This is a genomic window from Desulfofustis glycolicus DSM 9705, assembly GCF_900130015.1.
GTDB lineage: Bacteria > Desulfobacterota > Desulfobulbia > Desulfobulbales > Desulfocapsaceae > Desulfofustis > Desulfofustis glycolicus.
In genome coordinates, this window is sequence record NZ_FQXS01000015.1 from 94317 (window position 1) to 120754 (window position 26438).

Sequence of the window (26438 nt, forward strand, 5' to 3'; positions counted from 1 at the left end):
TAAATGACAGCCTGAAATTTACCCGGAAAATGTGATATCGGCAATTGATCGATGCGGAGACCGTCATGGCCAAAGAAGATGTGTTTGTAAAACCGTATGTCGACGAGCGCGACAAAAACAATCTCGAAGGGTTGCTGGAACAATTCAATCTGCCGCCGGCATGGATCGCTTTTGTCAAACGGCATACGCGCACTATCCAGATAGTTGCGGCGCTTATCGTCGTCGGTGTGGTCGCCGGCTCATGGTACGGTTCATATCGGCAAAACAGAATCGAAGAGGCCTCCGCGGCACTTGCCGAGGCCGTCGAACACAACGGCCAGGAACTGATTGGAGCGCTGACGGCCGTTGAAGAATCCTACAGCGGCACCGATGCCGCACTCTGGGCAAAGATCTCCCGAGCCCATGAACAGGCGAGCAGCGGCGACGTCGAGCGGGCCCGACAGACCTATATCGAGGTACGTGAAGAAATCGGTGGCTCGTCGCCGTTGCGACCGCTGCTGACTTATGGCATTGCGCTGACCAGCGAGGTACTGGCCGATTTCGACCGGGCGCGGGCCGCCTATGAAACGCTGAAAACCACCGAGGGTTTTGCCGATATCGGCTATCTCGGCCTCGGTCGGGTTTATGAGTTGTCCGGCCAGAGCGAACAGGCTGTGCAGGTCTACGAGCAATATCTGACGAATGCTGCCGGACAGGGCGGCAGCGGCCAGCGTGGTCTGGTCGAAGAGAAGATTGCCAGCCTCAAGGCGACGCTGTGATCGTCGAATCGTCAATCCGGAAAACCAGGGAGATGATCGGCCGATGGCGGCGCCAGGGCGACCGGGTCGGCCTGGTACCGACCATGGGCTTTTACCATGCCGGTCATTGCGCCTTGATGGACAAGGCGCGAGAGTTGGCCGACCGGGTGGTGGTCAGTCTCTTTGTCAATCCGACGCAATTCGGTCCCAGTGAAGATTTCACCGTTTACCCGCGCGATCTTGACGGGGATTGCGACAAGGCCAGGGCCAGGGGGGTCGATCTACTCTTTTGTCCGGAAGTTGACGCGATATACGGGCCCGAAGACCAGACGATCGTTGAAGTCGGACCCCTCAGCCAGGGACTCTGCGGCGCCGGTAGACCTGGACATTTTCGCGGTGTGACCACCGTTGTGACTAAGTTGTTCAATATCCTCGATCCCGATTACGCGGTTTTTGGTGAAAAGGATTTCCAGCAACTGGCCGTCGTCAAACGGCTGGTGGCCGACCTGCACTTGCCGGTGCAGATTGTCGGTCATCCAACCGTTCGGGAAGAAGACGGCCTGGCCATGAGTTCACGAAATGTTTATCTGTCTGAGGACGAGCGGCGTGCGGCACTGGTTCTCTATCGGGCCCTCCTGACCGTCCAGCAGGAGGCGCAGCGGGCCGGATTCGAGATACCGGCGGCCGAGTTGCGTGAGATCGGCCGGAAGATGATTGCGGCGGAACCGTTGTGCAGCGTTGAATATTTCACCATTATCGAAGAAGTATCGTTGCAGGAACGCGATCGGGTGGATTCCGGATGCCGCGTTATCGGCGCCATGCAGGTCGGCAGCAGGGTGCGGCTGATCGACAACCTGGCACTAATGACGCTCAGTTGACCGGCCCCCACTGATAAAAAGACGAGTGAGATGAGAATTATGCAGGAGTTTATGCTCAAAGCCAAGCTGCATCGGGCCACCATAACCCATGCAGAACTATCTTATGAAGGCAGTCTGTCCATCGATCAGGAGTTGATGGCGGCCGTCGGGCTGCGTGAGTTCGAACGGATCCATATTTACAATATCAACAATGGCGAGCGGTTTGAAACCTACGCCATAAAGGCGCCCGGCGGCAGCGGCACGGTCGGGTTGAACGGCGCGGCAGCCAGGAAGGGGATGGTCGGCGATCTGATAATCATCGTCAGCTACTGCCTGGTCGACGCGGCCGATCTGGCGAACTATCGACCGCAGATCGCCTTGCTCGGATCGAATAATCGTATCAAAGAGATGATCGCCGGGTAACCGGTCGATGAGAGCAGAGGAGAGAAGAGAATGCCTGGTTTCGAAGTGTTGGGAAAGGAAGAGCGGCAGCAGATCATGGAGGTTCTGGACACCGGTGTCTTGTTTCGTTATGAATTTGCTGAACAGCGACGGGGCATCTACAAGGTTCGAGAATTCGAACAGGCGTTTGCGGCCTATACCGGAGCCGCCTGCGCTCAGGCGGTAACGTCGGGTACCGCGGCCCTGAAAGTGGCGCTCAGGGCCCTCGGCATCGGCCCGGGTGATGAAGTGATTACCCAGGGATTCACCTTCGTCGCCACCTGGGAGGCGATTCTCGAGGTTGGGGCCATTCCGGTCTTTGCCGAAATCGATCAGACCCTGGCCATGGATCCCGGCGACCTGAAAAAGAAGATCACCGACCGGACGGCCTGCATCATTCCGGTGCACATGCTCGGCGGTGCTGCCGATATCGACCGTATCACCGCCATTGGTGCAGAAGCGGGCGTTCCGGTGCTGGAAGACACGGCACAGGCGGCCGGTGGTCGAGTTGGCGGCCGTCATCTGGGAACATTCGGCAGATGCGGCACCTTCTCCTTTGATCCTGTCAAGACGCTGACCACCGGAGAAGGAGGTATGATCATCACCGATGACGAGGAGTTGTGGCGGGCCATGTCCGAGTATCACGACCATGGCCACGATCATCTGCCCAATGCCGGTGGCAGGGGCGGGGAGGGGCGTCACTTTCTCGGTGATAATTACCGGATGATGGAATTGCAGGGTGCCATCGGACTTGCTCAGTTGGCCAAGCTCGATGCAATGATCGAATCCCAGCGAGCACATAAGAGTCGCTTGCAGGAGGCTGCTGCCGTGCTGCCGGGAGTCGAATTTCGCAAACATCCCGATGCAGCCGGTGATTCCGCTACCTTCTTCGCTTTTATTCTGCAAGATGAAGAGCAGCAGCGGCGCGTCAATACCGTTCTTTGCGAGCAGGGTGTCGGAGCAATCTCTTTTGCCGATAACAGCTGGCACTTCTACCCGCGCTGGGAGCACTTGTTGGCCGGTTCTTCGCGGGTTGCGAGCGGTTGGCCGTTTGCCGAGCCGGGCGGCCGTAAACGGGTGGTCTACGATCCCGATGCGCTGCCTGCGTCGGTCGAATTGATGAAGCGGACGCTGGTCTACCCGGTTTCCATCAAAATGCCGGAGAGCCGTCTGGCGCAGATTGCCACGGCTTTGCAAATGGCGGCTGACGCGTAAGCTGTTTGCCGACAGGAAGCGGCCGGTTGAAGCGATTCGCCGGCCGTTTTTATTTCGTTTATTTGTAGAACTTGTGGGAACCGAACTGGGCGATGTAGGTATAGTCGGAAACCCAATCGGGAGTAATCGAGTCGAGGTGGTAATGGGTTGCGCCGGCCGTAAAGTCCGGTGTTTGCAAGGCAATCAGAACGGAGCGCAGGCTGCGCAGAAAGGCGTCAGGGTCCTCGGGCAGATATGATTGCTTCTGAAAGGTCCAGCTGAACTGATACGGCTGCCGTACTACCTCCTGAATTGGCAGGTGCTGTTCAAGCGCCCGGTTCAGCGTCACATGAACGATTGCCACCTGACCTATCTGCGGTTCGGATCGGGCTTCGTGATAGACGTTGAGGGTCAGCCATAGCAGGCCTTCGAGTAGGGTCATAGTGCATCCTCCCCGGAACTGATTACGATGTTCATTGCGTGTGTTAGCGATCGACTTGATTCGCCTTACCCGGCTCCTTCGAGTCGGTGGTGGATGAGAGAGGATACGTTCTTGTTAGCAGGTCTTTGATCATCTGTTCTTGTCGAGGAGCGTAAGCCCCCGCTCTACACGGTTGACGAAAATATAATGGCGATCGGACCACAGTCAAGCAAAAACCGGACGCCTTGCTGCGGCCTGATCCGGCGCCGGGGCTCATCCGTTTTTGCGGGGGCGGAAAAACTTTAATGACTCCGTTACTTTGGTAGGCGGGCGCGGCTCGCATCGGCACTGACTTCTGTTGCCCCTTTTTGCAGCATTCATTCGTTCTGCTGCATTATCGACTGCTCCACTGATCGTGGATAGGACTATCTCTCTTTATGGAGGAACCGAGATGGAGGTATGGCACGAGCACTTTTGGCAGCTCCGGTTGGAGCATTGTCGTGAGGCCTTGACAAGAAACAATTTTCGCGTCGTCATTGCCAATTCCTGCAGCGAAGCTCGAGCGATATTCAACGAAACAATTCTTCCTACGCTTTCCGTGCAGACGGTGTCATGGGCCGATTCGATGAGTCTCGAGGCGACCGGCATCCTTACCGATGCGAAAAATCTGCCGGGAGTCACGGTTATCGAGACCTTTGCCGAAGGCGTGCCGCGGGAGGAACTACTCGAGCGACGCCGGCAGGCGCTGCTCGTTGATCTTTTTTTGACCGGTAGCAACGGTGTTACCGAGGCGGGGCAGCTCGTCAACCTGGACATGGTCGGCAATCGGGTCGGAGCGATAACCTTCGGTCCGCGTGCGGTGGTTCTGGTTATTGGCCGAAACAAAGTAGTTGCCGATGTGGACGAAGCACGCCGGCGCATCAAGAGGATTGCCGCACCGCTCAACGCCCTGCGTCATGATGGTTGGAAAATGCCGTGTCGAAAAACATCATTTTGTCACGATTGCCGAAGTCCGGATCGAATTTGCAACACCTGGACCATCACCGAAAAGTCTTATCCAAAGGGTAGGATTTCCATCATTCTCGTTAACGAAGATCTCGGTTTATAAGCACTTGTGGTAAACCGGTGTTGCGGCCGGTTCCCGAGAGAACGAATTTCCTTGCCCTTTGGAATAGAGCGCGGTAAATTGTCGACAATTGCAGTATCGACAATAATACAACCACCGGTGGCTCGTTTTTTTGTTGCGTGAAACCGCCTTCAGGCAGCTACGATATGGCGCTGAACAGGCACGCCGGGTGGGAGGAACGTTTTCTGATGGCACTGACGCAGGCAGGAGACAATGAGGGGGGGCGAAAACCGGTTGGACTTGGTGCCCAGGTCGCCGAAATGCTGACCACGGCGATCCTGGAGGGGCAGTTCAAGGGTGGAGATCAGCTTGTCGAACAGGACCTGCAGCATCATTTCGGAGTCAGCCGGTCGCCGCTCCGCGAAGCCTTCAGAGAGCTTGAAAAAAACGGCCTTGTCGACATTTTGCCGCGACGCGGCACTTTTGTCAAACGTATCAGCCGCACCGACATCCAGCAGCATTTTCCGGTGCGGGCCGTCCTTGAAGGGCTTGCGGCCCGGCTTGCGGCCCTCGCCATGAAGCAGGATACACTGGCCGCCCTGGCCGACACCCTGGATATGATGAAAACCGCGGTGGCAGGAGGAGATACCAGAGCCTACTACCGTCATCACCTGATCTTTCACGAACACTTCATCAAAGCTTCGGGCAACGAGTTGCTCATCGCAACGCTGCGGACGCTGCGGATGCAGAATCTGTGGCATCGCTTTTCCTACCAGTACTACCAGGAGAGCCTGGAAAACAGTTGCCAGGTCCATCAGCAGATTTACGATATGTTTGCCGATCCGCATGCCGATGTCGATGAGATCGGCCGATTGGTAGAGGATCATATCAATATCGCCCTGGATCGGTTTCTCGACTATTTGAGCAAGTGCGAGCGGCCCGGCGGTCGTGGACTGACGCCGGTTGAACGGGATAAAGCGGCGGGCAAGAAACGACGGGAAAACAGCAAACAACGGGACCATCAATGAGATTTGCGAGCGGAGCGTTATCATGACATCTTCCACGGCTGAACGATATCCACTGGTCAGGTACTTTTTCCATCTGCATCGAATCAAAGGCTGGCCTTACGTTGTTTCCTGGGCGCACCGGATCAGTGGGGTGTTGCTGGCCGGCTATCTGCTCTTTCATGTTACGACACTGGCCAGCCTGCGCAATCCTGCCGCTTTTGAAAACAAGATGCAGACGTTCGCGGCACTCTTTCCCATTTATGTTGAGTGGTTGCTGGCTGTTCCGGTTATCTTTCACGCGCTCAACGGAGGCCGATTACTGCTCTACGAAGTTTTTGGCAACCGCAGGGATCGCCTCGTGCTCAATTGGGTCATGGTGCTGTCCGGTTGTTACCTGCTGCTTCTCGGTATCTTCATGGCCCTGGGCAACCAGCAGGTTTCACCCGTCTTCTTCTGGAGTTATCTGGCTTTGAGCAGTGTCCTGTTTACCTATATGACTATCACCAGGCTACGCATCTCCGGCGCGTCCAAGGGTTGGAAACTGCAACGCATCAGTGCGGCATTTTTGTTGCTGATGATCCCGGCGCACATGCTCTTCATGCACCTCGATCCGGCACTCGGTAGAGATGCTCAGGTGATCATCGCCCGGATGAACAATGGTTTTATTAAACTCGTCGATCTGCTGCTGCTGATCGGCGTCATGTTTCACGCCGCCTACGGTGTTCGAGGTATCTTTCTCGATTATTTGGCCTCCCCGCGGGCCAGGACAGTGTGTACCGGTGTTATCGTCCTTGTCAGTCTGTATTTCACCTGGCAAGGCGTTCAAATGATCGTTTCGATCTGACGGAGGAGAACAGATGACTGCTGCTCTGCATATAGCCGCAACCCTGCGGTGCGACGTGTTAATCATCGGTGCCGGTGGCGCCGCGTTGCGCTGTGCCGCCGAAGTCCTCGAACAGATGCCGGGTGCGTCGGTCTATGCACTGACCAAGGTATCTCATCCCCAGAAGTCGCATACTTCCACCGCCCAGGGTGGGTTGGCCGCCGTCGACCCGAGGGATCCGCTGGATTCAACACTGTTTCACATGTTCGATACCTGGAAAGGTTCCGATTGCACCGCCGACCAGAACGTCGTGAAACTGATCTGCGAGTCCGCCTGGGAGCAGATCCTCTGGCTGGAAAATCGAGGCATGCATTTTTCCCGCGATCGGGAAGGACGGTTGAGCAAGCGGACATTTGGCGGACACACCAGAAATTTTGGTGAGGCTTCGGTTTATCGTGCGGTATTTGAGGCCGATCGTACCGGCAAAGGCATCATGGATACCAGCTGGGGAGAAACCCTGAAAAACGGTATCCGCTTTTTCAACCAGTGTATTGCCGTCGAGTTGTTGATCAAGGATCGCCGGTGCGGTGGTTGTATTGCCTTCAAGCAGAAAGACGGCCAATTCGTCAAAATCCTGGCCAAGGCCACGGTGATCGCCACCGGCGGCAGCGGCCAGGTTTTTCGGGTCACCACCAATTGCCGGCAGAACACCGGTGACGGCTTGGCGCTCGCCTTGCAGGCGGGCCTGCCGATCATGGACCCCGAGGCGGTGCAGTTCCACCCGACCGGCATTGTCGGCCCGGGGATTCTGGCCAGCGAGACGCTACGTTCGGTTGGCGGCATCCTTCGCAACCGCGATCTTGAGCCATTCATGGTCAACTATGCCCCGAAGATGAAAGAACTGGCTCCACGTGATCTGGTCGCTCGAGCTATCGAATCGGAGATCCGTGAGGGGCGGGGCATCGTCAATCCCGATCATAATATTCCCCATGTCTGGATTGATCTGCGCCATCTCTCCGATGACGTACATGAAAAACAGATCCCCGAAGTTTCATCCTTTTTCAAACGCTATGTCAACCTTGATACGAAAAAGGATCTGTGCCCGGTGCGGCCGAGCAACCATTACCACATGGGGGGCATTCCGACCAATGCCTTCGGGGAAGTGCAGGATGGCGACCAACAGATTATCGGCGGGCTCTACGCGGTCGGCGAGTGCGCAGCTGCCAGTTTCCACGGCTTCAATCGTCTTGGGACCAACTCCATCCTGGAATTGATTACCATGGGCAAGCTGGTGGCTGAGCGGTTAATTCCATATATCAAAGAGGAGTACGGCAAGCATCAGGATATCGCCGGCGACCGTTTCGCCGCCAGGTTTTCTACCTATATGGAGGCGACGGGCAGCGAAAGCGTTGGTCTGATCAGGAACGCGATGCGCACCATGATGACCGAAAAAGTCAGTGTCTTTCGAACTGAAAAGACCATGAACGAGGCCATCGAAGACCTTGCCGAATCCTACGAGCGAGCCCATCGGGCGCCGTTGGCGTGCCGGGATCTGGCCATGAATCAGGAGTTGCTGAACCGCTGGGAACTCGACAACCTGCTGATGGTCGCCATGGCCATCAGCCAGGCCGCGCTGCATCGAAAAGAATCGCGCGGTGCCCATTTTCGTGATGATTACCCGGAACGAAAGGATGAGTTCAACTACCATACGCTGGCCTCAATGGTGTCATTCCCGACGGTCGAGATCGGCCGGCGGGAAATCGACATGAGCCTGTTTGCTGCCGGCGGTGAACATCATGAAAAATTCGACTACATCGAGCGGAAATATTGATCTCATTTTCTTTCGTTACGCTCAACCCATTGCCCTGACCGGTGACATCGATGAAAACAAGCTACGACCTGACGCTGAACATACGACGCTACGACCCCTATCAGAATCGGACCTGGGTGCAGACCTACCAACTCGAAGCCGGCCGGATCATGCGTTTTGTCGATCTGTTTCGTAAAATAAACGATGAACAGGATGCCACCCTGGCCTGGGGATCATCATGCGAGCACGGGCAATGCGGCAGCTGTTCGGTGCGCATTAACGGCAAACCGATGCTAGCTTGCGAGCTGCTTGTCGAAAATGCGGTTAATGAATTTGGCTCCACGACGTTTTTCATTGAACCGCTTCCGGTGGCGTCGGTAGTCCGTGATCTGGTAATCGATACCGATCAGGCCTACGCCCGAATCGATCAGGTTAAGCCCTATATCATTTCGCCCCGCCAGCCTGCCGCCGACGGGGAAGCGCACCAGATCAGCCCTGAGGAACTGGACCGCTACGTCGATGCGACGCGCTGTATCAACTGTTTTTGCTGTTCTGCGGCCTGTATCGCCAGCCATGACACCTTTCTCGGTCCCAATGCAATGCTGGCCGCCATCGTCCGGGTCATGGATCCTCGTGAGGATGAAAAACAGCAGCGGCTGGAGACGATTTACAGCGAAAATGGCGTGTATCGCTGCCATTCGTCGCAGGCTTGTTCGTTTGTCTGTCCAAAAGAAATCGATGTCGCCCATTTTATGGCCTTGGCCAAACAGGGGGCGATAACGTCCTCATAACGGGCGATATTGTTTACCAGCAGAGTTGCACACCACCGTTCAGCAGGAGGAGAGTGTCATGGAACTGACCAGAGAGATTGTTCGTCGCTGTCAGCAGATTACCTGTAGCAAACTCGATGAAGCGGTCAGAGATCGGGTTGCCTACCTGCTCCTCGATTACCTGGGTGTTGCTCTTCGCGGTACGCTCAGCGATTCCTCGCAGCCAATCCAACGTTTTCTACTGGGCCGTGCTGCCGGTCCGTCCGCTGTGCCGGTCTGTGGCACCGGGCTGCGTGCCGACGCCCCCTATGCCGCATTGGCCTTGGGTACTGCCGCCCATTCCCTGGAACTCGATGATGTGGTCAACGCCGCGTCTCTGCACCCTGCCGTGTCGGTGATGTCGGCTGCCCTGGCCGCCGGATACCTGGCCGAAAGTTCGGGAGCGAGGTTGATCGAGGCGATTGTCGCCGGTTACGAGGTAACCGTGAAACTGGGAATCGCCCTGGATCCTGCCGCCCACTACGCGCAAGGCTTTCATCCCACCGGTACCTGCGGCACCATGGGCGCCGCCATTGCCGCGGCCTGCATGCTCGGACTCGATGAGCAGCAGATGACCAACGCCCTCGGTATCGCCGGCAGTCAGGCGGCCGGGTCGATGGAATTTCTCGCCGACGGGAGCTTCACCAAGCGGCTGCATGCCGGTTGGTCGGCACATGCCGGTGTTATCGCCGCACTGCTGGCAGCCGAAGGATTTACCGGTCCGGCGAGCATCATCGAAGGAAAATTCGGTTTCCTGCACGCCTATTCACCGGCTTCCGACAGCAGCAAGGTCCTGGCCGGCTGGGCGCGCCCCTGGGAAGTGATGAATACCAGCATCAAGCCGCATGCTTGCTGCCGCTATAAACAGGGAGCTATCGACTGTATCCTGCAATTGGCCCGGGAGCAGCAGATCGGTCCGGATGATGTGGAACGGATCGAGGTGGCCATCCTGCAGGCCGGTTTCGCTCTGGTGGCCGACCCCCCGGAGCTCAAAGCCAATCCGCAGAGCGTCGTGGATGCGCAATTCTCGATGCCGTTCGGAGCAGCGGTGGCGCTCTGCAACGGCAACGCTTTTCTCAATCAGTATTGCCTGGAAAATGTTAACTCAGAGGAAGTTCGGGCGCTCATGAAGCGGGTACACTGCGTTCGTGACGAAACTATCGAGAAGGATTTTCCGCGGAAATGGCCGGCAAGCGTTGCCATCGTCACCACGGACGGCCGGACCTGCCGGTGCCGGCTCGATCATCCCAAAGGAGACCCGGAGAATCCGCTGACGTGGGACGAGATTATCGTAAAATTCAACAGTCTTGCCGGCGATGTTGTCGATTCGCAGCGCTGCGAAGCAATCGTTGCCCGGGTGCGCGCCATAGAAGCGTGCCCATCCGTCAGGGAATTGCTGTCCGGACTGTGCGTACCTCCGGTGTCTGAAGGTGTTTGAAGCGCCGCGTTTCAGCTCGATGCGTTGGAAAAACAGCAACGATAGGCACCATTGACGACTTCGTCCGTCATCTCAGACAGACGCCAGATGCGTGCCTGCTCCCGGCAATGAGCGATTAGCTCCGGCAACCGGTCCTCGTTGATCCCCCATGATGCCAGTGAACACGAGCAGCCGATGGCGGAGAAAAAGACCTCGAATTCCTCGATGGTCATGGCCGCTGCTTTATCATCGTTGTTTTCTTCAAGTCCCCATACCGCTCGACCAAAGGTTGCCAGACGCCGGTGCACTATCGGACCGCGAAACCTGAGCCAGCCGGGCAACAGTGCCGCTAAACCGGCGCCATGGGCAATATCCTGCCGGACCGACAGGGCGTGTTCGAGCAGGTGCAGCTCCATCGCAATACGACCGACCCCGGCGGTGGTGATGCCCGACAATGCCAGCGACGCCGCCCAGAGCATGGTTGCCCGGTCATCATAGGAATGGGGCTCGGTCTGTAATCGCCGGCAGGCAGCCATCGTCGTCCGGCAGATACCTTCGAGAAAATTTCGTTGCAGCGGTGCCTCGTCGATTGCCCCGGTCAGGTAGATCTCTAGACAATGGGCGATGATGTCGACCGCTCCCCAGGCGGTTTGTTGCGGCAGCACCGAAAATGTCAGCGACGGATCGACAAGGCTGACCCGCGGCAGCAACAACCGGTGGGCAAAACCGAATTTTCGCTGCTTACCGTCGTGAGTCAGGACCATGCCGCCGTTCATATCCGAGCCGGAACCGGCGATGGTTGGAATGCAAATCAGCGGCAGACTGCGACGGATGCTTTTCTTGCCGGTGAAGCACTTCCAGATATCGTGATCGACGCAGGCACCGGCAGCTATCGCCTTGGCGGAATCGATTACCGAACCGCCGCCCACCGCCAGCACTGCGCTGCACGCGTTGTTCCGGGCCGTATCGATGCCCCGATGAACGTGGTTGAGCAGCGGGTTGGGTTGCACAGAACCGTGTTCGACAAAGCGGAGGCCACCGTCCGTCAGGATCGTACAGAGTTGTTGGTACAGTCCGGATGCCTTGCTTGACCGGCAGCCATGGACGAGCAGGACCGGTCCGTCGCTCCATGGATTCAGCTCAGCTGTCAGTGCGGCCAGAGCCCGGCGACCGAAAATGACCTTGACCGGTTGATGAAAGACGAAATCCTGCATCAGCGGGCCCCGTCGTCCAGGGCGGCGGCGAGGATCCGAAACTGCTCGATGCTGAGCGCTTCCCCGCGCACGGTCAGCGGCAGGCCGAGGGAGTCGATGGCCCGGGAAAAGCGGCTTCGTGCATCTTCCCTGTTCGTCAAGCTCCGGTCCGCTGCTGTTTTTCCGCCTCCTGCTGCCGCCAGTAGGTTGTTTAGCAGCGTTTTGCGTCGATTGGCAAAGGCTGCGCGAACGAGATGCTGTATGGTGTGAAACAGGTGGTTGTCCGGCTGGGGCTGAAAAAAACTGATGCGAATCACCTCTGAGTCGATTTTCGGCCGCGGATGAAACTGGTTACGATCCAGGGTCATCAGCCGTTGTACTCGGGCGCAACAGCCAAGCAGCACCGTCGGTATGCCGTAGGATTTGGTGTTCGGCACGGCACGGAGTCGATCCGCCACTTCTTTTTGCAGCATGACCACGACCTGGTCGACAGATTCACGCAGCTCGATCAGGCGAAAGATAAACGGGTTGGAAATCGAATAGGGCAGATTGGCGATGATTTTCAACCGCTCGTTGGACGGTCCCTGCAATACGGACAGGTCAAGGCGGAGGATATCGCCATGGAGCAGTGTTACGTTTGCCGGTAAAAGCTGGTGTTTTTCGTGATAGCGGACCAGACCTTGGTCGATCTCGATGCCGGTGACCGCAGCCACCGCGGCTGCCAGAGGAATGGTCAGGGCGCCGAGGCCGACCCCGACTTCGATGACCCGGTCGTTGGCAGCAAAGCCGGCGGCGGCGACAATCGCCTCGGCGGTACTGGGATGGATCAGAAAATTCTGGCCGAGCCGCTTTGACGGGGCGAGTCGGTGGTCGGCCAGCGTGGTCTTTACCGAGGCAGGTCGGCTCACCGTCTCGTTCCGTCGCAGATGAGAGTTGGATACAAAACGGTAGTTCCGGGCAGCTCGGCTCTCCCTGCGGCCGGTTCTCTGCCGTACAGTCGTCCGTAATTGCCGGTCGTGGCGAAGATGTTCATTGTTCGTTGAGACTCCCGTTCATGGAGGTTAGTGAAGAAGGTGCTTATCGTAACGTCTGCGCTGATAGCGCAGAACGAGGCGGTAAAACAGGTAGTAGCTCGACAGGCCAAACGGTAGGGCGAGCAGGATGCCACCGCTCAGCATGACGGCCGCCGCTTCGGTGCTCATTTCGCCAAGGATGTTGAACCGGGTGGCCAGCGAGGCGTCGGAGAAGACAACGGTTGCTGCCGACTTGATTCTTTGCCAGTCTACTTCGTAGGGGGTGACCAGGTTGCCGATGCGAAGCGCCAAAAAGTAGAGGGGCAGCGAGGTCAGCGGGTTGCAGATTAGCCAGCTGGTGAGCAGACCTGACAGAAAGGAGGCTCTGGCCAGCAGGCAGAGGATGAAAATAATCGCGGTGTGCAGGGGGATGGTCGGCGTCATGCCGACAAAAATCCCGATCGCTGCACCCAGTGCAATGGCATGGGGATTGCCCCTGATGCGCAGGATTTTTAAATAAAAAAAGCGAGTCGTCCGGACGAGGTTCATCGGAAGGTTTGGCTAACCTGGCCGAGTTGTGATCGGCTGAACACATCATCCGACCAGCTTCCCGGTCCCTTCTGCTGCAGCCATTTCCTGCCGGCAAAAGCGATCATCGCCGCGTTATCGGTGCAATGCTGCACCGCCGGCAGATACAGCTGCAGGCCTGCGGCTCGGCAGCGATCGGTCAGGATCGTGCGTAATGCGGTATTGGCCGAGACACCGCCGCCCAGAACCAAAGAGGAAACAGCCAACTGCTTGGCGGCAAGAAGGGATTTGCTGACCAGAACATCTACCACCGCCTGCTCGAATGAGGCGCAGAGGTCGGCGAGCAATCGATCGTCCCGGTGGTCACCGATCTGCCGGTATTGGTTAAGAACGGCGGTTTTCAGGCCACTGAAGCTGAAATCGAGCGACCCTTCCTCGAGCCAGGCCCGGGGTAGCACGAATCGCTCAGCGTCTCCCTGCCGTGCGTAACGCGAGATTGCCGGGCCGCCGGGATAGCCGATACCGAGCAGACGAGCGACCTTGTCGAAGGCCTCCCCGGCCGCGTCGTCTCGGGTGCGCCCGAGCAGTGTAAAAGTGAAGAAATCGTCGACTCTGAACAACGCGGTGGTGCCGCCGGAGACGATCAGTGCGAGATACGGAAAGCAGGGCTTGACCGGTTCGAGGAAAGCGGAGAGCAGGTGGCCGGCCATATGATCGACACCGACAAACGGTCGACCGGTGGTAAAGGCGAGGGCCTTGGCGTAGGAGAAACCGACCAGCAATGAACCGATCAGTCCCGGCCCCTGGGTGGCGGCGATCAGGTCAATGTCGCGCAGGTCAAGCGCCGCCCTTCGCAATGCCTCGTCGACGACAACGGTGATGGCTTCCATGTGACGCCGTGAGGCCAACTCCGGTACCACGCCGCCAAAACGGGCATGGATAGTATCCTGGCCGGATACCACGTTGGCACGAATGGTGTCGTCATCATCGAGAACGGCGGCGGCGGTGTCATCGCAGGAGCTTTCAATACCGAGCGTAATCATCTGTCTTTATCGGGGGCCCGGCCGAGTGCGGTGCACCGTCGAGCCCGGCCAGGATTAATTCGGGGACGACCGCGCTTACAGATCGGTAGTCGTTTCGCCGCCGGTCGGATACGATCCGAGCCATTCGAAATACGAGCATTTGTTGCGGATTCGTTCGCATCCTTTTCTGATCCGTTCTTCCTCCATGTGTCCCATCATATCGAGAAAAAAGACGTATTGCCAGTTCTTGCCTTTGATCGGTCGCGATTCGATTTTGGCCAGGTTGATACCTTCCTCGGAGAGCACGGTGAGGATCTTGTTCAGGGCGCCGGGTCGATCGATGGTACCGATCAAAAGGGACGTTCTATCGGCGCCGGTATACTCCGGCGATTTCGTGCCGATCACCAGAAACCGGGTGGTGTTGCCCTGGTAATCCTCGATCCCCTTGACGACCACCTGCAGTTCGTAGGTCTTGATCGCGAGCGACGAGGCGATGGCGCCAATATTGGGATTATTAGCGGCCATCTGGGCGGCGGCACTTGTTGAGAAGACCGGCAGGGTCGGGATGGACGGCAGATTTTTCTTGAGCCACTCACGGCATTGGGCGAGCGGCTGCGCGTGTGAGGCAACGGTCTGAATGTCTTCAATATTGCCCGATTTGCAGACCAGATTATGACTGATTTCCAGTCGTACTTCACCGCAAATTTTGACCCGGTACTTCATGAAGGAATCGAGGGTCGAGTAGACGGCGCCTTCGATGGAATTTTCTACCGGGACGATGCCGTAGGCGGTACGACCTTTCTCCACTTCGGCAAAGACCTCGTCGATCGACTCCATCGCTTTGAAATCAGCTGCCTGACCGAAGTATTTGACGCCGGCAAGATGGGTGAACGTGGCCTCGGGACCGAGATAGGCGACCAGAATTTTTTTCTGGGAAAGCCGGCAACTGGTAATGATCTCATGAAAGATGGAACGCAGCGCTGGTTCCGGAAAGACTCCTTTGTTCGCCTTGATCAGCCGGTTATAGATTTCCCGTTCCCGCAGAGGATCCCATTTGGCGCGTTTTTCCTCGTCTTTGAGACGGCCGATGGCCTTGGCGCAGTCGATCCGTTCCTTGAGCAGATCGAGAATGGTGTCGTCGATGGCATCTATTCGGGTTCTGATTTTATTGATTTCGAATGAATTGTCTGTCATGGTAGGGCGGCGGATGACATGGATTGTTAACGGCGGAACCGAAGCGGTAGCTGATGTGAGCACAAGTTCTCATTATGTAGGTAAAAGAAGAATGTATGTCAAGTATTAAAAGGGCGGTCAACGGGCGGCTCGGTTCCGGCAGAGGAAGTCGCCGTCGGGTCTGCAATAATTTTGAAATGGGATCTACATCCCGGGATGGGATCGGGTTGACAGGAAAATGACACGAAAAACGACAGAAAAAACCTACGCTGAAATCAACGCCAGGATCAAGGCCGGGAAGGCGGTGGTCGTGACCGCCGAGGAAATGGTCACTATTGTCAGGGAGGAAGGGGCCGAGGCGGCGGCACAGCGGATCGACGTAGTTACGACCGGCACGTTTGCTCCGATGTGTTCCTCGGGAGCATTTCTCAATTTCCGTCAATCGGTGCCGACTATCAAGGCCTCCCAGGTCTGGTTCAACAAGGTACCGGCTTACGGCGGCCTCGCTGCAGTCGATGCCTATCTCGGGGCGACTGAGCCATGCGAAGACGACCCGCTGAATAAGGTGTATCCCGGAGAGTTCAAATACGGCGGCGGCCACGTCATCGAAGATTTGCTCAAGGGCAAAACGATTTTGCTTGAGGCCAAGGCGTACGGTACCGACTGTTATGCCGCACGTAAAATGAAAAGAGAAGTCACGTTGGCCGATCTTCCCCATGCCCTGCTCTGTAATCCTCGTAACGGCTATCAAAATTACAATTGTGCGGTCAACCTGTCCGACAAAGTGGTCTATACCTATATGGGTATGCTCAAGCCGCACTGTCGTAATGCGACGTATTGCAGTGCCGGCGAGTTGAGCCCGTTGCTCAACGATCCCTTGTACCGGACCATCGGTATCGGTACCCGTATTTTTCTCGGCGGTGGCATCGGCTATGTGACCTGGCACGGAACCCAGCATAATCCGGGGGCGCCGCGAGGCGATAACGGGGTGCCGCGCCGGCCGGCCGGCACCTTGATGGTCCAGGGCGATCTGCACCAGATGCAGGCAGCCTGGCTGAAAGGGCTGTCGATTTTAGGCTATGGCTGTTCACTGGCGGTCGGACTCGGCATTCCGATTCCGATGCTCAATGCGGAAATCGCTGCGGCTACCGGTGTCAGTGACGAAGATATTTATACCCAGGTGGTCGATTACGGAAACGATTACACGAACAACATCGCCAGGACGTACGGAGAGGTCAGTTACGCGGAATTGAAGAGCGGTGCGATCGTCGTCAACGGCGTGACGGTGTCGACGGCACCGTTGTCAAGCGTCGTCAAGGCGCGGGAGATAGCCGAGATCCTGAAGGATTGGATCGGGCAGGGCCGGTTTCTGCTGCATGAACCGGCGCAATTGTTGCCGGGACCGCAGTGAGCGTGATGAGCAACCAGGTAACAAAGAAATATCAAGAGTTGCTCGATCTTCTCCGGACGCTGCCGAAGCTTGCCGTCGCCTATTCCGGCGGGGTCGACTCAACACTGCTCTGCCACGCCGCCAGCACTGCCAAGGGACCTGAACAGGTGCTCGTCCTGCTGGCGACATCGTGCCTGCTGTCCCGCCAGACGGTCTTAGCTGCCGAAGACGTCATCAACTCCTTTTTTCCGGCGACGACCAGGTTCCATCAGGTGGACATCGATCCTTTGGCCGACCGGGCTTTTGCCGCCAATGATCGGCAGCGTTGTTATCTCTGTAAATCACGGATCTACGACCGGCTGCTTGCGGAAATGTACCGACTTGGTTTTTCAACCTTGATCGACGGTACCAATCTCGACGATCTCAATCAGACCCGGCCGGGTCTGAGAGCCCTTCAAGAGCGGGGCATACGCATACCGCTGGTGGAAATCGGCTTCACCAAGGCCGATATTCGCGAGGCGGCGCGCCAGTCGGGGTTGCCCAATGCCGAGTTGCCGTCGAATTCCTGCCTGGCAACCCGGATTGCCACCGGCACCGCCATCAGCCGGGAGCGGCTCAGCGAAATCGAAAGGTGGGAAGAAGAAGTTCACAGCGCCGGTTTTCCGGGCTGCCGGGTTCGACCGCGTGGTGATCACGTCCATCTGGAGGTTCAGGAGGCCCACTGGAAGCGGTTGGCGGACCCCGCTATGCGCAGCAGAATAGCAGCGTATTTTCAGGCAATAGGATTTGCCACGGTGGCGGTCGACCTGGTAGGTCGCTGATAGTTTTGAGCAAAAACTTTGTATTCTTTACATTTTTCGTGATTTAATTCTTGATTAAGGGGAATGATTCAATTATGCTAATCCCGTTTCTCGCCGTAAAAGCCCGTAAATCAAGGGGTGTGGAGGATTGTAAAGGGCTTTTGTATTTGTGCAAAGTATGATTTTTTTCTTTTGACAATTGTTTTTTCTTTGATTAAAGCATCATACTCAAGGAGAAAGGGAACAGCGCAATCGTTGCTGTTACTCAGCTAAGAACGAATCAGCAGGGAGGAATTCATGAACAAAAAGGAACTGATTGAAAGTATCGCAGGAGCAGCCGAGATCAGCAAAGCCGCAGCAGAGAAAGCTCTGAACGCGGCCATGGCAGCCGTTGCCGACGCTTTGAAGAAAGGCGACAAAGTTACCTTGGTTGGATTCGGAACGTTCTCCGTTGCTAAACGGGATGCTCGTACCGGACGCAACCCGCAGACCGGCAAATCGATCAAAATTCCGGCTAAAAAGATCGCCAAGTTCAAAGCAGGCAGTAAACTGTCCGACGCCATTAACTGAGCAGACAGTAGGATATTCCTGGCAGGTTAAGAAAAGTTCCGTAAAGTTCTGGAATTCATTGAGCTGAAGTCGGGACGTGGCTCAGTCTGGTAGAGCACAGCGTTCGGGACGCTGGGGTCGGAGGTTCGAATCCTCTCGTCCCGACCATTTCAGAGGTATTGAAGAAAGCGGAATGTTTCACTAAGTTTCAACAGAGATTCACCAAGGATATCTCGAGTTTTATCGGCCCCGTCTCTGCACCGGCGACGGGGCCGTACCCACCATGATTCTCAGTCAGCAGCTCCAGCCTGCTCCCGCCGGGCGTTCCATCACTACATTAACCTTCCCCAACTAGTGTGCCCCACAAGGTTTCAAAGACCGAGAAAGAGATCTCATCTGGATTTCATGTCGTATTTGAGTGAAGCCTGAAAGGCCAACCTGGCAGTTATTCGCAAAACGTCCTGTCGCGATGCCCTTCGTCTCTCATTTCAGAAGTAAATTCGATTGAGCATGATGAGCCGGCTATGTCGTTTATTTTTGCTTTTGATGTTGTAAGGAGATGATATTCTATTTCAAAATTCCATCCTGACTTATTTCACATTTGTGGTGCCGGATAGTTGAAACCTTTGTAAAAACGTAAAGGTCTCGAATCTTTTATTTGTCGACGCTTGACGTTAAGTCAATGAAATTTCCTAACAAAGGGAGAGCTTCTTCGGATCCACTGCGGTCGCCGAAGAAAGTGATTCGAATATGTATTGACATTATTGTGGTATCTGATGTATCACTGAACTAAGTGAGTTCACCCGCTCACTTTTTCCTTTTGCTTCTGCGTTATCAGGCAGATACAGCGTGCCGGCGGGAGCAAAAATTTCACATATGGGAGGTTTGGCCGGAGTGGAGCACGGACAGATTATTTCCAATCTTCGTTGGCAAGTAACCAAAGAAAAAAGTCATGTCTTTAGGACAGGAAACTCCTGAACAGCGGACATTCATGAAAACAATATACGAAAACGGGATTATTGTGACGATGGATCCCAATCAACCGCAGGCACAATCTTTAGTTACAGAAGGCGATAAAATACTTGCGATTGGCAGTCAGCGTGACATGTTCGACTTGGCAGGACCTGGATGTAAGGTCGTAGACTTGCAACAGGGAGTCCTTTTCCCCGGTTTCAATGAAACTCATAATCATCTTTCTTGGTATGCAATTTTCAAAACACAGGCTTTTCTCGGCAACTGCAGAACTATTGCTGATATTGTTAAAGCGATTGCAAACCATTATGAAAATACCGATTCCGAGGTGCTTCGGGCTTATGGTTACGACGACACCGGTTTACTTGATGGAAGGGAAATAACGCGCCAAGACCTAGATCAGGCATGCAGCGATAAGCCGGTAGTCGTGATGCATGTTTCTGCTCATGTTGGTTTTCTTAACACGAAAGCACTTGAATTTTACAATATTACTTCAAATCGAAAGCCCCCTGCTGGTGGTACTATTCATTTTGATGAGCAAGGTCTTCCTACCGGACGGTTGGATGAACACGCTTGGTTTGAGATAGCCGCCAAATCACCAGTCCCAGGATCATCCGACTATAAAATATTGTTGAAAGCTGCTATCAAAGACTACAACTCACAGGGATTTACCGGAGTTCATGATGCCGGTCTTGGCCTTGAAGATGGGGCCGAAACAGTAATAAGTAGTTACAAAGAGCTCGAGGCGGAAAATGAGCTCAACTTGAAGGTCTTTATCTCTGCTATTTCTCATATTTTTGATAAATTACATGTCAGACCTCTTAAAAGTTTCACATCGATGTTAACAATTGGTGGGGTCAAGCTTTTTCTTGACGGGTCTATTCAGGTTGAGACTGCCGCTCTTAAAGAACCATACCTGAGAAGGCCGGATTGGAGAGGAGAATTTATCATGGATGGTGATGAGTTTTCCGAACTTGTGGAAAAATATCATTGTGCAGGACATCATATTTCAATTCACGGTAATGGTGACGCAGCTATCGAAAAAATTATCACGGCTGTGGAACAAGCCCAGAGGAAGTGCTCTCTTCCTTCTCGACATATGTTGATTCATTGTCAAACAGTTAGCAAAAAACAATTATTGAGGATGAGAGGGTGTGGAATGGTTCCCAGTTTTTTCGCAATGCATATCCATCACTGGGGAGATCGTCATGCTAATCTTTTTTTAGGTGAAGAACGAGCACATCGCATAAATCCTGTTGGTGAAGCGGAGGCCATGGGATTACCATTCACTCTCCATGTCGACACACCAGTCCGCCCTGTGCAAGCATTGCATTCTATACATACCGCGGTGAACCGAGTCACTTCTGCGGGGAAGCAGTTTGGAGGTCATTTATGCTGTACGCCATACTCTGCAGTTTGCGCTTATACGAGCATGGCAGCGTATTGCAGTCGGTCCGAACAGGTCAGGGGAACGCTTTCTCCAGGTAAATATGCAGATATGGTTTTGCTTAGTAAAGATATAACGAGCTGTCCCAAAGATACTATCAAGGATACCTCCGTGTGGATGACCATTTCTAATGGTAGATTAGTTTACGAATCTTAATAATTTTAAACAACAGAGGAATCTACAATCACGACATACAAACACACTATAACCACACATATAGAAGATCGTTATAAATGCACTCTAATCAGAATTATTAACTATCGAAGTGACAATTAATTTATTAGATGTACGATGCTAGTATCGCCAAGAAAAAAATTTAGAAATAATCGGTTCTTGTAAACAGTGATAAAATACTTTCAGATTATCAGTTTGTCCCGTCTTTTTAGACAGGATATTTTGCTCAATTTTTAACCCTCAACGTTAAAAGGAGTAATTGTTATGAAATTAGTTAAATTGGTTATCGTAGCGGCGATTTTTGCTTGCCTGAATGTCTCAGGAGTATGGGCTAAACCCTTAACAATAAACGTGGGCTATACAGGAGCACTCGGAAGTCCTTATGACCTTCTTGCTACAAAATTTGCCGAATTGGCAAACGAATACAGCAATGGGGAAGTCAACGTCAAGGTCCGCTGCTGCGCACAACTTGCAACAGAAGATGAAGCTTTTAAAGCTATGCAGTTGGGCACTGTAGACATGTATGTTATAACCGATGTCAATGTAGGACCCCACTTTCCACTTTTTGATATCATGGGTCTTCCTTACGTTTTTCAAAGTAGGGAACATGTCAAAAAAGTATTAGACGGACCTGTGGGAGAAAAACTTGCTCAGGATCTTTATGACGCTACCGGTGTTATGCTGCTTACATACGGCGGTGTAGGATATCGTGATTTTTACAATACTAAGCGGCCTATCAATACGATGGCTGATTTGGAAGGGATTAAGATCCGTGTTCCTAAAAACAAGGCAATGATCGCCACCTGGCAAGCTTTCGGTGCTGCTCCGATTCCATTGGCGTGGGCAGATACTCCACCTGCATTGCAGACTGGTACAGTTGACGGTGGTGATAACGGTACTTCATTCATAAAAGCGCAAAAATTTTATGAAATCGCTCCGTATCTCTCAATCCTTGAACACTTCGCTTATATCACTCCTCTTTTTGCGAGTGATCGTATTTTGTCTAAAATGGATGATGCCCAGCGTGAAGCCGTAATGCGTGCTGCCAAAGAAGCTGGGGAACATCATGTCAAGGAAATGGAAAGGGAACTTGGTGAACTACGTTCTTTTCTCGCGAATGAGGGCGGTATGGAAGTAACCTACCCTGATAAAGCAGAATTCATCAAAGTAGCTCAGCAGGTGCAGGACGATTTTAGTGCTGATAGATCAGAAGAATTTAAAAAACTGTTACAGGATATTAGAGACGCAGCTAAGTAAAGAATAAAACCCCGGCTTATAAAAAAGCCGGGGTTTTATTCTGAGGATATAATTTCATTATAATTTTCTCCGGCCTCCCTTGATATACAGGCTAAAAAACATCTTTTTTTATTTTTTAGCTGTCAAACGCACGCCTATCGCAAGTGCTTGTTTTAAAATCGTTAACATCTCTTTATTACATAGGAAAAACAATGTTTGGCAAAATAATACGCTTACTGGACAAATACTTTGAAGAAGTGTTATGTGCCATTTGTCTTGCCACTATGAGCAGCACTATCATGTTTCAGGTTGTTCTCCGTTATGTATTTGGGGACGCGCATGCTTGGGTAGAAGAAATTTCTATAATCGGAATGATCGGAGGCGTATATTTCGGCGCCGCTCTGGCAGTGCGTAATAAAGATCATTTACGTATTGTTTTTGTTCTAAAATCGCTACCGAAATTTATAAGGACACCCACTATAATTTTAGCAGACTTGCTGTGGCTTGGTTTTATAGTTTTTTTGCTTGTCCAAAGCATCGAATTTATGAAAATACTGTTTACGACCCATTATATTCTACCCGGTCTTGGTATTGAGAATCGCTGGCCTTACTTGATCATTCCAATTGCCCTTGTACTGATGATTATTCGCATGGTGCAAGTATATGTGCGCTGGATAACCAAAAAAGACAAGGAGCTTATCTAATGAACGGCCCATTATTGATGGGAATTATATTCCTCGTAACGATGGCTATTGGTGTGCCAATTCCATTTGCAGCAGGTCTGGCAGCCATTGCAGGGGTCTACATTATTGATATGCCCATGACGCTGTTGGCTCAGTCAGCGTATACAGCTTTTGAATCTTTCCCTCTTGTGACTATTCCTTTGTTTGTACTGGCTGGTCAATTGATGGAGAGAGGAGGAATGAGTAATCATCTCATAAATATATCAAAAAGTTTGGTTGGCTCTTTTAGAGGTGGAATGGGAATGGTGACTGTGGTTGCCTGCATGTTTTTTGCTGCGCTCTCGGGTTCAGGTCCGGCGACTACTGCTGCCATAGGTTCTATCACAATACCTGGAATGATTAAAGAAGGATATAAGCCAAGATTTGCCGGTGCCATAGCTGCTGCTGGTGGAGCTTTGGGTAGCATGATTCCTCCCAGTAATCTGCTGATTATCTATGCGCTATCCAGTGATCAATCGATTCCACGTCTTTTTCTGGCAGGCATAGTGCCTGGGATATTTTTAACTTTGTTGTTACTATTGGTGACTTTCGTCTTATCGGTAAAATACAAATTTGGTGGTTCAGACAGTGCATTTTCTTTGGGCCTATTACTGCGTGCATTATGGGCAGGGAAATGGGCAATCGGAGCACCGATAGTCATCCTTGGAGGTATTTACTCTGGTTTATTTACTCCCACCGAAGCTGCCGCCGTTGCTGTTTTTTACGGTCTTTTTGTTGGCCTTTTCATTTATAAAGAACTTTCTTGGAAGGGGATGTATGAATCACTGAAGTTCACAGCAGTTGTCATTGGGACAGTTTTATTTATTCTTGGTTCCAGCAAGGCTTTTGGACAGATGGTGACACTCTATGATATCCCCGAACAGATCAGTACTATATTTGCAATTTTCGAAAGTAGAACATGGATGGTTCTACTTGTTATCGGCATTATATATATAATTGCCGGTATGTGGATAGAGACAGTTCCTCAGGTTATTATTTTTACCGCCGTTTTCTTCCCATATGTTCAGGCTCTTGGTATCGACCCTATTCTCTTTGGAGTCTTTACTGTAATGACTTGTGAAGTAGGTTTTCTGACACCGCCCATTGGGGTTAATCTTTTCGTAGCGTCGCGAATCAGCAACACAACAATTGAGGATGTCTCGGTTGGAGTCATCCCGTTTCTTTTACCGTATATTGGCATAATTATTCTCATGGCGTTCTATGGCGGATGGGTTACTTTTTTACCAGATTTGTTCTATGGAACACAATTATGATTAACTTTGAAAGATTTCTTTCGTCAATCGAGCACCTTGCTCAATATAATGATACTCCCGACAATGGTGTAACTCGGCTTTCATATTCTTCAGCTGAAGAGCTAGTGAAAAATTGGCTATCTAGCGAGCTGAATGATATCGGGGTGAAAGTCTGGACGGATGGTATTGGTAACTTGCACGGTTTGTTAAAAGGAGAGAGCAATAAGGCAGCGATTCTTACTGGGTCGCATCTTGATACTGTGCAGAATGGCGGCAGACTCGATGGGAGCTACGGTATCCTCGCGGCTCTTGAAATTTTGAAGAGTTTCAACGAGCAGAATTTTACTCCTTACCGCGATATAGAATTCATTGCTTTTGCTGAAGAGGAGGGTAGTAATTTTGGTACGACCTGTGTCGGTAGCAAATCGATTACTGGTAATTTATCTATTGCTGACTTGCACTATATGAAAAATACTGATGGAATAACTGCATATAGCATGTTAATTTCATCAGGGTTAGTGCCGGAAAATCTAGAAAATGAACAACTCAAACCAGAAAAATATTCTGCATATCTAGAATTGCATATTGAACAAAATATATTTCTTGAGTCAGAAAATGTACCTATAGGAGCTGTAACAGACATATTTGGAATGCGCATGTTCCGCCTATGTTACAAAGGTGAAAGTAAGCATGCAGCTACGCCTATGTCAGGACGCCGTGACCCTATGCTTGGGTTAATTGAATTTGGCCAAGCTTCAAAAGACATAATTAACAAGATGGGGAAAGATTTTTCCTTGACTATCGGTCAGGTTTTTGTCGAGCCAAATGTAGGAAACGTAATTCCTTCAAAGGTGTCATTCACGGTTGATTTACGACATGTAGATAATGCCAAGCTGACGCTCGGATCTCGATCGGTAACTGAATTAGCAAATAGTATTGCCAGAGACAATGATCTTAACTTGGAAATATTTCCACTTTCAAAGAGCAATGCAGTCAGTATGGACCAGCACATTGTGGCGCAAATCAAAAATACTGCGACGATGCTGGGACATATGAGTACTGAATTGAAAAGTGGTCCCGCCCATGATGCTGCGATAGTAGGAGAGCTCTTACCTGCTGGATTAATTTTTGTTCCCAGTATTGATGGGTTGAGTCATTGTGCGACTGAAAACACAAATGATTCAGATCTTGCCAAGGGAGTGGAAGTGTATCGAGACGTATTAAAGATACTGTGTATGCAGGATTAGCATATATTTACGGATTCCGTTACATACATTTTTTCAAGTAGAAAATCTTTGCTCTCGACGATAAGAAGAACGCTTCATTTGGAAGTTCCGAAATTTATGTCGGAAACAAAAAGCGCTTTCTCACCGTTGTCCTGGACCTGATATCCAGGGCCGTTGTTTATGTCGGTGATGGCAAAGGGGCAGACGCCCTGCTGCCGTTCTGGAAGAAGTTGAAACGTTCCTCCGCTTCGATTACCGCAGTCGCCATGGATATGTCGCTCGCCTATATTTATGCGGTAACCGATTATCTTCCCGACGCCACTATCGTCTTTGATCATTTCCATCTCGTCAAACTGTTCAACGAGAAATTGACTGTGTTTCGCCGTGACCTGCAGCGTGTTGCCAAAGAAACCGGCAAAAAGGTGCTCAAGGGCACTCGCCGGCTCTTGCTCAAGAACCCGAAAAACCTAAAGGTGGAACGCAATGAAAAATAACGTTTGCAGGAAGCGCTTGCGCTCAATGAGCCGTTAGCCACGCTTCTATTACCTGAAAGAAGATCTCCGCCAGCTATATGGTCGCCCCCCAGTAAAGAGGAAGCAGCCACATTCCTCGATGATTGGATCAGCCGCGCGAGAATCTCCGGTATCAAGATGCTGGTCTCGTTTGCAGACACCCTGAAGAAGCATCAAGACGGCATTCTTGCCTATTACGACTATCCTATTTCGACTGGCCCCCTTGAGGGAACCAACTACAATATCAAGACACTGCAACGGCAGGCCTATGGCTTTCGTGATATGCAGTTTTTCAAATTGAAGATCTTTGGTCTATAGTGGACCCCAGTTTTAAGACAGTAGTTTAAGCTAGACGCAATCCCGAGGAACAGGAAAAGATGAGTGAAGGAAAGAAGAGAAAGTTCCATACTCCCGAGTTCAAGGCCAAGGTAGCTCTGGAGGCATTGCGAGGGATAAAAACGCTCAACGAGATAGGGCAAGAATTTGGGGTCCACCCTATTACGGTTGGGCATTGGAAGAAGGAACTTCAAGAGCAGGCAAAAACGCTCTTTGAAGGAAAGCGAGGTCCTACACCGATCGCGGCACATCGAGAACCTGAACTGTTGTACAGCGAGATTGGCAAGCTGAAGGTGGAGCTCGACTGGTT

General features: G+C 52.6%; 25 protein-coding genes, 1 tRNA gene and 1 pseudogene. 21 read left to right on the forward strand and 6 right to left on the reverse strand.

The genetic code is table 11. The annotated features are described in order from the left end of the window. The first annotated feature begins 65 nt into the window (after window positions 1-65). The 4 genes from BUC26_RS12950 to BUC26_RS12965 are packed head-to-tail and all read left to right on the forward strand — an operon-like array spanning window position 66 to window position 3250. Window positions 66-758, forward strand: coding sequence for a tetratricopeptide repeat protein (locus BUC26_RS12950; RefSeq protein ID WP_073376664.1), 693 nt, complete (start codon window positions 66-68; stop codon window positions 756-758). Continuing rightward, window positions 755-1615 carry a pantoate--beta-alanine ligase gene (gene panC / locus BUC26_RS12955; RefSeq protein ID WP_073376665.1) on the forward strand — a complete coding sequence of 287 codons (861 nt, stop codon included), beginning with the start codon at window positions 755-757 and terminating at the stop codon, window positions 1613-1615. The genes BUC26_RS12950 and panC overlap by 4 nt, the downstream gene beginning before the upstream one ends. A 39-nt stretch (window positions 1616-1654) precedes the next feature. Beyond that, entirely contained in the window at window positions 1655-2017 is a 363-nt protein-coding gene (panD, locus tag BUC26_RS12960) for an aspartate 1-decarboxylase (protein WP_073376667.1), read from the forward strand. Window positions 2018-2047: 30 nt separating this feature from the next. Beyond that, entirely contained in the window at window positions 2048-3250 is a 1203-nt protein-coding gene (locus tag BUC26_RS12965) for a DegT/DnrJ/EryC1/StrS family aminotransferase (RefSeq protein WP_073376669.1), read from the forward strand. Window positions 3251-3308: 58 nt separating this feature from the next. On the opposite strand, the gene BUC26_RS12970 is transcribed toward BUC26_RS12965, so the two are convergent. Next, window positions 3309-3671, reverse strand: coding sequence for a cell wall hydrolase (locus BUC26_RS12970; protein WP_073376671.1), 363 nt, complete (start codon window positions 3669-3671; stop codon window positions 3309-3311). A 430-nt stretch (window positions 3672-4101) separates the two neighbouring features. Between BUC26_RS12970 and BUC26_RS12975 the strand changes: the two genes are divergently transcribed. The 6 genes from BUC26_RS12975 to BUC26_RS13000 all read left to right on the forward strand — a co-directional run bounded on the left by BUC26_RS12975 (window position 4102) and on the right by BUC26_RS13000 (window position 10603). Then, window positions 4102-4758, forward strand: a complete 657-nt coding sequence (locus BUC26_RS12975) for a lactate utilization protein (RefSeq protein WP_073376673.1) — start codon at window positions 4102-4104, stop codon at window positions 4756-4758. Between the two features lie 206 nt (window positions 4759-4964). Further along, entirely contained in the window at window positions 4965-5744 is a 780-nt protein-coding gene (locus tag BUC26_RS12980) for a GntR family transcriptional regulator (protein WP_161949852.1), read from the forward strand. Window positions 5745-5766: 22 nt separating this feature from the next. Next, window positions 5767-6567: a succinate dehydrogenase, hydrophobic membrane anchor protein gene (gene sdhD, locus BUC26_RS12985; protein WP_073376677.1), complete on the forward strand. Its 801-nt coding sequence runs from the start codon at window positions 5767-5769 to the stop codon at window positions 6565-6567. A 13-nt stretch (window positions 6568-6580) separates the two neighbouring features. Next, window positions 6581-8377 (forward strand): FAD-binding protein, encoded by a 1797-nt coding sequence (locus BUC26_RS12990; protein ID WP_073376679.1) that lies wholly within the window; start codon window positions 6581-6583, stop codon window positions 8375-8377. 50 nt (window positions 8378-8427) lie between these two features. After that, window positions 8428-9147 carry a succinate dehydrogenase/fumarate reductase iron-sulfur subunit gene (locus BUC26_RS12995; RefSeq protein ID WP_073376681.1) on the forward strand — a complete coding sequence of 240 codons (720 nt, stop codon included), beginning with the start codon at window positions 8428-8430 and terminating at the stop codon, window positions 9145-9147. Window positions 9148-9205: 58 nt separating this feature from the next. Next, on the forward strand, window positions 9206-10603 hold the full coding sequence (locus BUC26_RS13000) for an MmgE/PrpD family protein (RefSeq protein ID WP_073376682.1): 1398 nt from the start codon (window positions 9206-9208) through the stop codon (window positions 10601-10603). Between the two features lie 11 nt (window positions 10604-10614). On the opposite strand, the gene BUC26_RS13005 is transcribed toward BUC26_RS13000, so the two are convergent. From BUC26_RS13005 to pheA, 5 genes are all read right to left on the reverse strand, one after another. Then, complete coding sequence (locus BUC26_RS13005; RefSeq protein WP_073376684.1) at window positions 10615-11796, reverse strand: iron-containing alcohol dehydrogenase; 1182 nt, start codon at window positions 11794-11796, stop codon at window positions 10615-10617. Further along, window positions 11796-12683, reverse strand: coding sequence for a 16S rRNA (adenine(1518)-N(6)/adenine(1519)-N(6))-dimethyltransferase RsmA (gene rsmA, locus BUC26_RS13010; RefSeq protein ID WP_073376685.1), 888 nt, complete (start codon window positions 12681-12683; stop codon window positions 11796-11798). The genes BUC26_RS13005 and rsmA overlap by 1 nt, the downstream gene beginning before the upstream one ends. A gap of 153 nt (window positions 12684-12836) precedes the next feature. After that, window positions 12837-13337, reverse strand: coding sequence for a DUF2062 domain-containing protein (locus BUC26_RS13015; RefSeq protein WP_073376687.1), 501 nt, complete (start codon window positions 13335-13337; stop codon window positions 12837-12839). Beyond that, window positions 13334-14359, reverse strand: coding sequence for a tRNA (adenosine(37)-N6)-threonylcarbamoyltransferase complex transferase subunit TsaD (gene tsaD / locus BUC26_RS13020; RefSeq protein ID WP_073376689.1), 1026 nt, complete (start codon window positions 14357-14359; stop codon window positions 13334-13336). The genes BUC26_RS13015 and tsaD overlap by 4 nt, the downstream gene beginning before the upstream one ends. 75 nt (window positions 14360-14434) lie before the next feature. Further along, a complete protein-coding gene (gene pheA, locus BUC26_RS13025) occupies window positions 14435-15532 on the reverse strand; it encodes a prephenate dehydratase (RefSeq protein ID WP_073376691.1) in 1098 nt (365 codons plus the stop codon). A gap of 217 nt (window positions 15533-15749) precedes the next feature. On the opposite strand from pheA, the gene BUC26_RS13030 reads away from it, so the two are divergent. The 11 genes and pseudogenes from BUC26_RS13030 to BUC26_RS13085 form a co-directional block, all read left to right on the forward strand. Further along, entirely contained in the window at window positions 15750-16922 is a 1173-nt protein-coding gene (locus tag BUC26_RS13030) for a homocysteine biosynthesis protein (RefSeq protein WP_073376692.1), read from the forward strand. Window positions 16923-16927: 5 nt separating this feature from the next. Next, window positions 16928-17722 carry an ATP-dependent sacrificial sulfur transferase LarE gene (gene larE / locus BUC26_RS13035; RefSeq protein WP_073376694.1) on the forward strand — a complete coding sequence of 265 codons (795 nt, stop codon included), beginning with the start codon at window positions 16928-16930 and terminating at the stop codon, window positions 17720-17722. 258 nt (window positions 17723-17980) lie between these two features. Beyond that, window positions 17981-18271 carry an HU family DNA-binding protein gene (locus BUC26_RS13040; RefSeq protein WP_279626298.1) on the forward strand — a complete coding sequence of 97 codons (291 nt, stop codon included), beginning with the start codon at window positions 17981-17983 and terminating at the stop codon, window positions 18269-18271. 70 nt (window positions 18272-18341) lie between these two features. Then, window positions 18342-18418 (forward strand) — tRNA-Pro (locus BUC26_RS13045). Window positions 18419-19202: 784 nt separating this feature from the next. Next, window positions 19203-20825, forward strand: a complete 1623-nt coding sequence (locus tag BUC26_RS13050; protein WP_084540646.1) for an amidohydrolase — start codon at window positions 19203-19205, stop codon at window positions 20823-20825. A 282-nt stretch (window positions 20826-21107) separates the two neighbouring features. Further along, window positions 21108-22100, forward strand: a complete 993-nt coding sequence (locus BUC26_RS13055; RefSeq protein ID WP_073376705.1) for a TRAP transporter substrate-binding protein — start codon at window positions 21108-21110, stop codon at window positions 22098-22100. A 191-nt stretch (window positions 22101-22291) separates the two neighbouring features. Then, window positions 22292-22783 (forward strand): TRAP transporter small permease, encoded by a 492-nt coding sequence (locus tag BUC26_RS13060; RefSeq protein ID WP_084540647.1) that lies wholly within the window; start codon window positions 22292-22294, stop codon window positions 22781-22783. Further along, window positions 22783-24075, forward strand: coding sequence for a TRAP transporter large permease (locus BUC26_RS13065; RefSeq protein ID WP_073376707.1), 1293 nt, complete (start codon window positions 22783-22785; stop codon window positions 24073-24075). Before BUC26_RS13060 ends, BUC26_RS13065 begins: the two co-directional genes overlap by 1 nt. Continuing rightward, window positions 24072-25301, forward strand: coding sequence for a Zn-dependent hydrolase (locus tag BUC26_RS13070; protein ID WP_073376709.1), 1230 nt, complete (start codon window positions 24072-24074; stop codon window positions 25299-25301). Before BUC26_RS13065 ends, BUC26_RS13070 begins: the two co-directional genes overlap by 4 nt. Before the next feature lie 92 nt (window positions 25302-25393). Beyond that, window positions 25394-26110, forward strand: a pseudogene (locus tag BUC26_RS24155) (ISL3 family transposase). Between the two features lie 59 nt (window positions 26111-26169). After that, window positions 26170-26438, forward strand: a 269-nt coding sequence (locus tag BUC26_RS13085) for an IS3 family transposase (protein ID WP_073375807.1), incomplete at its 3' end; no start/stop codon positions are given.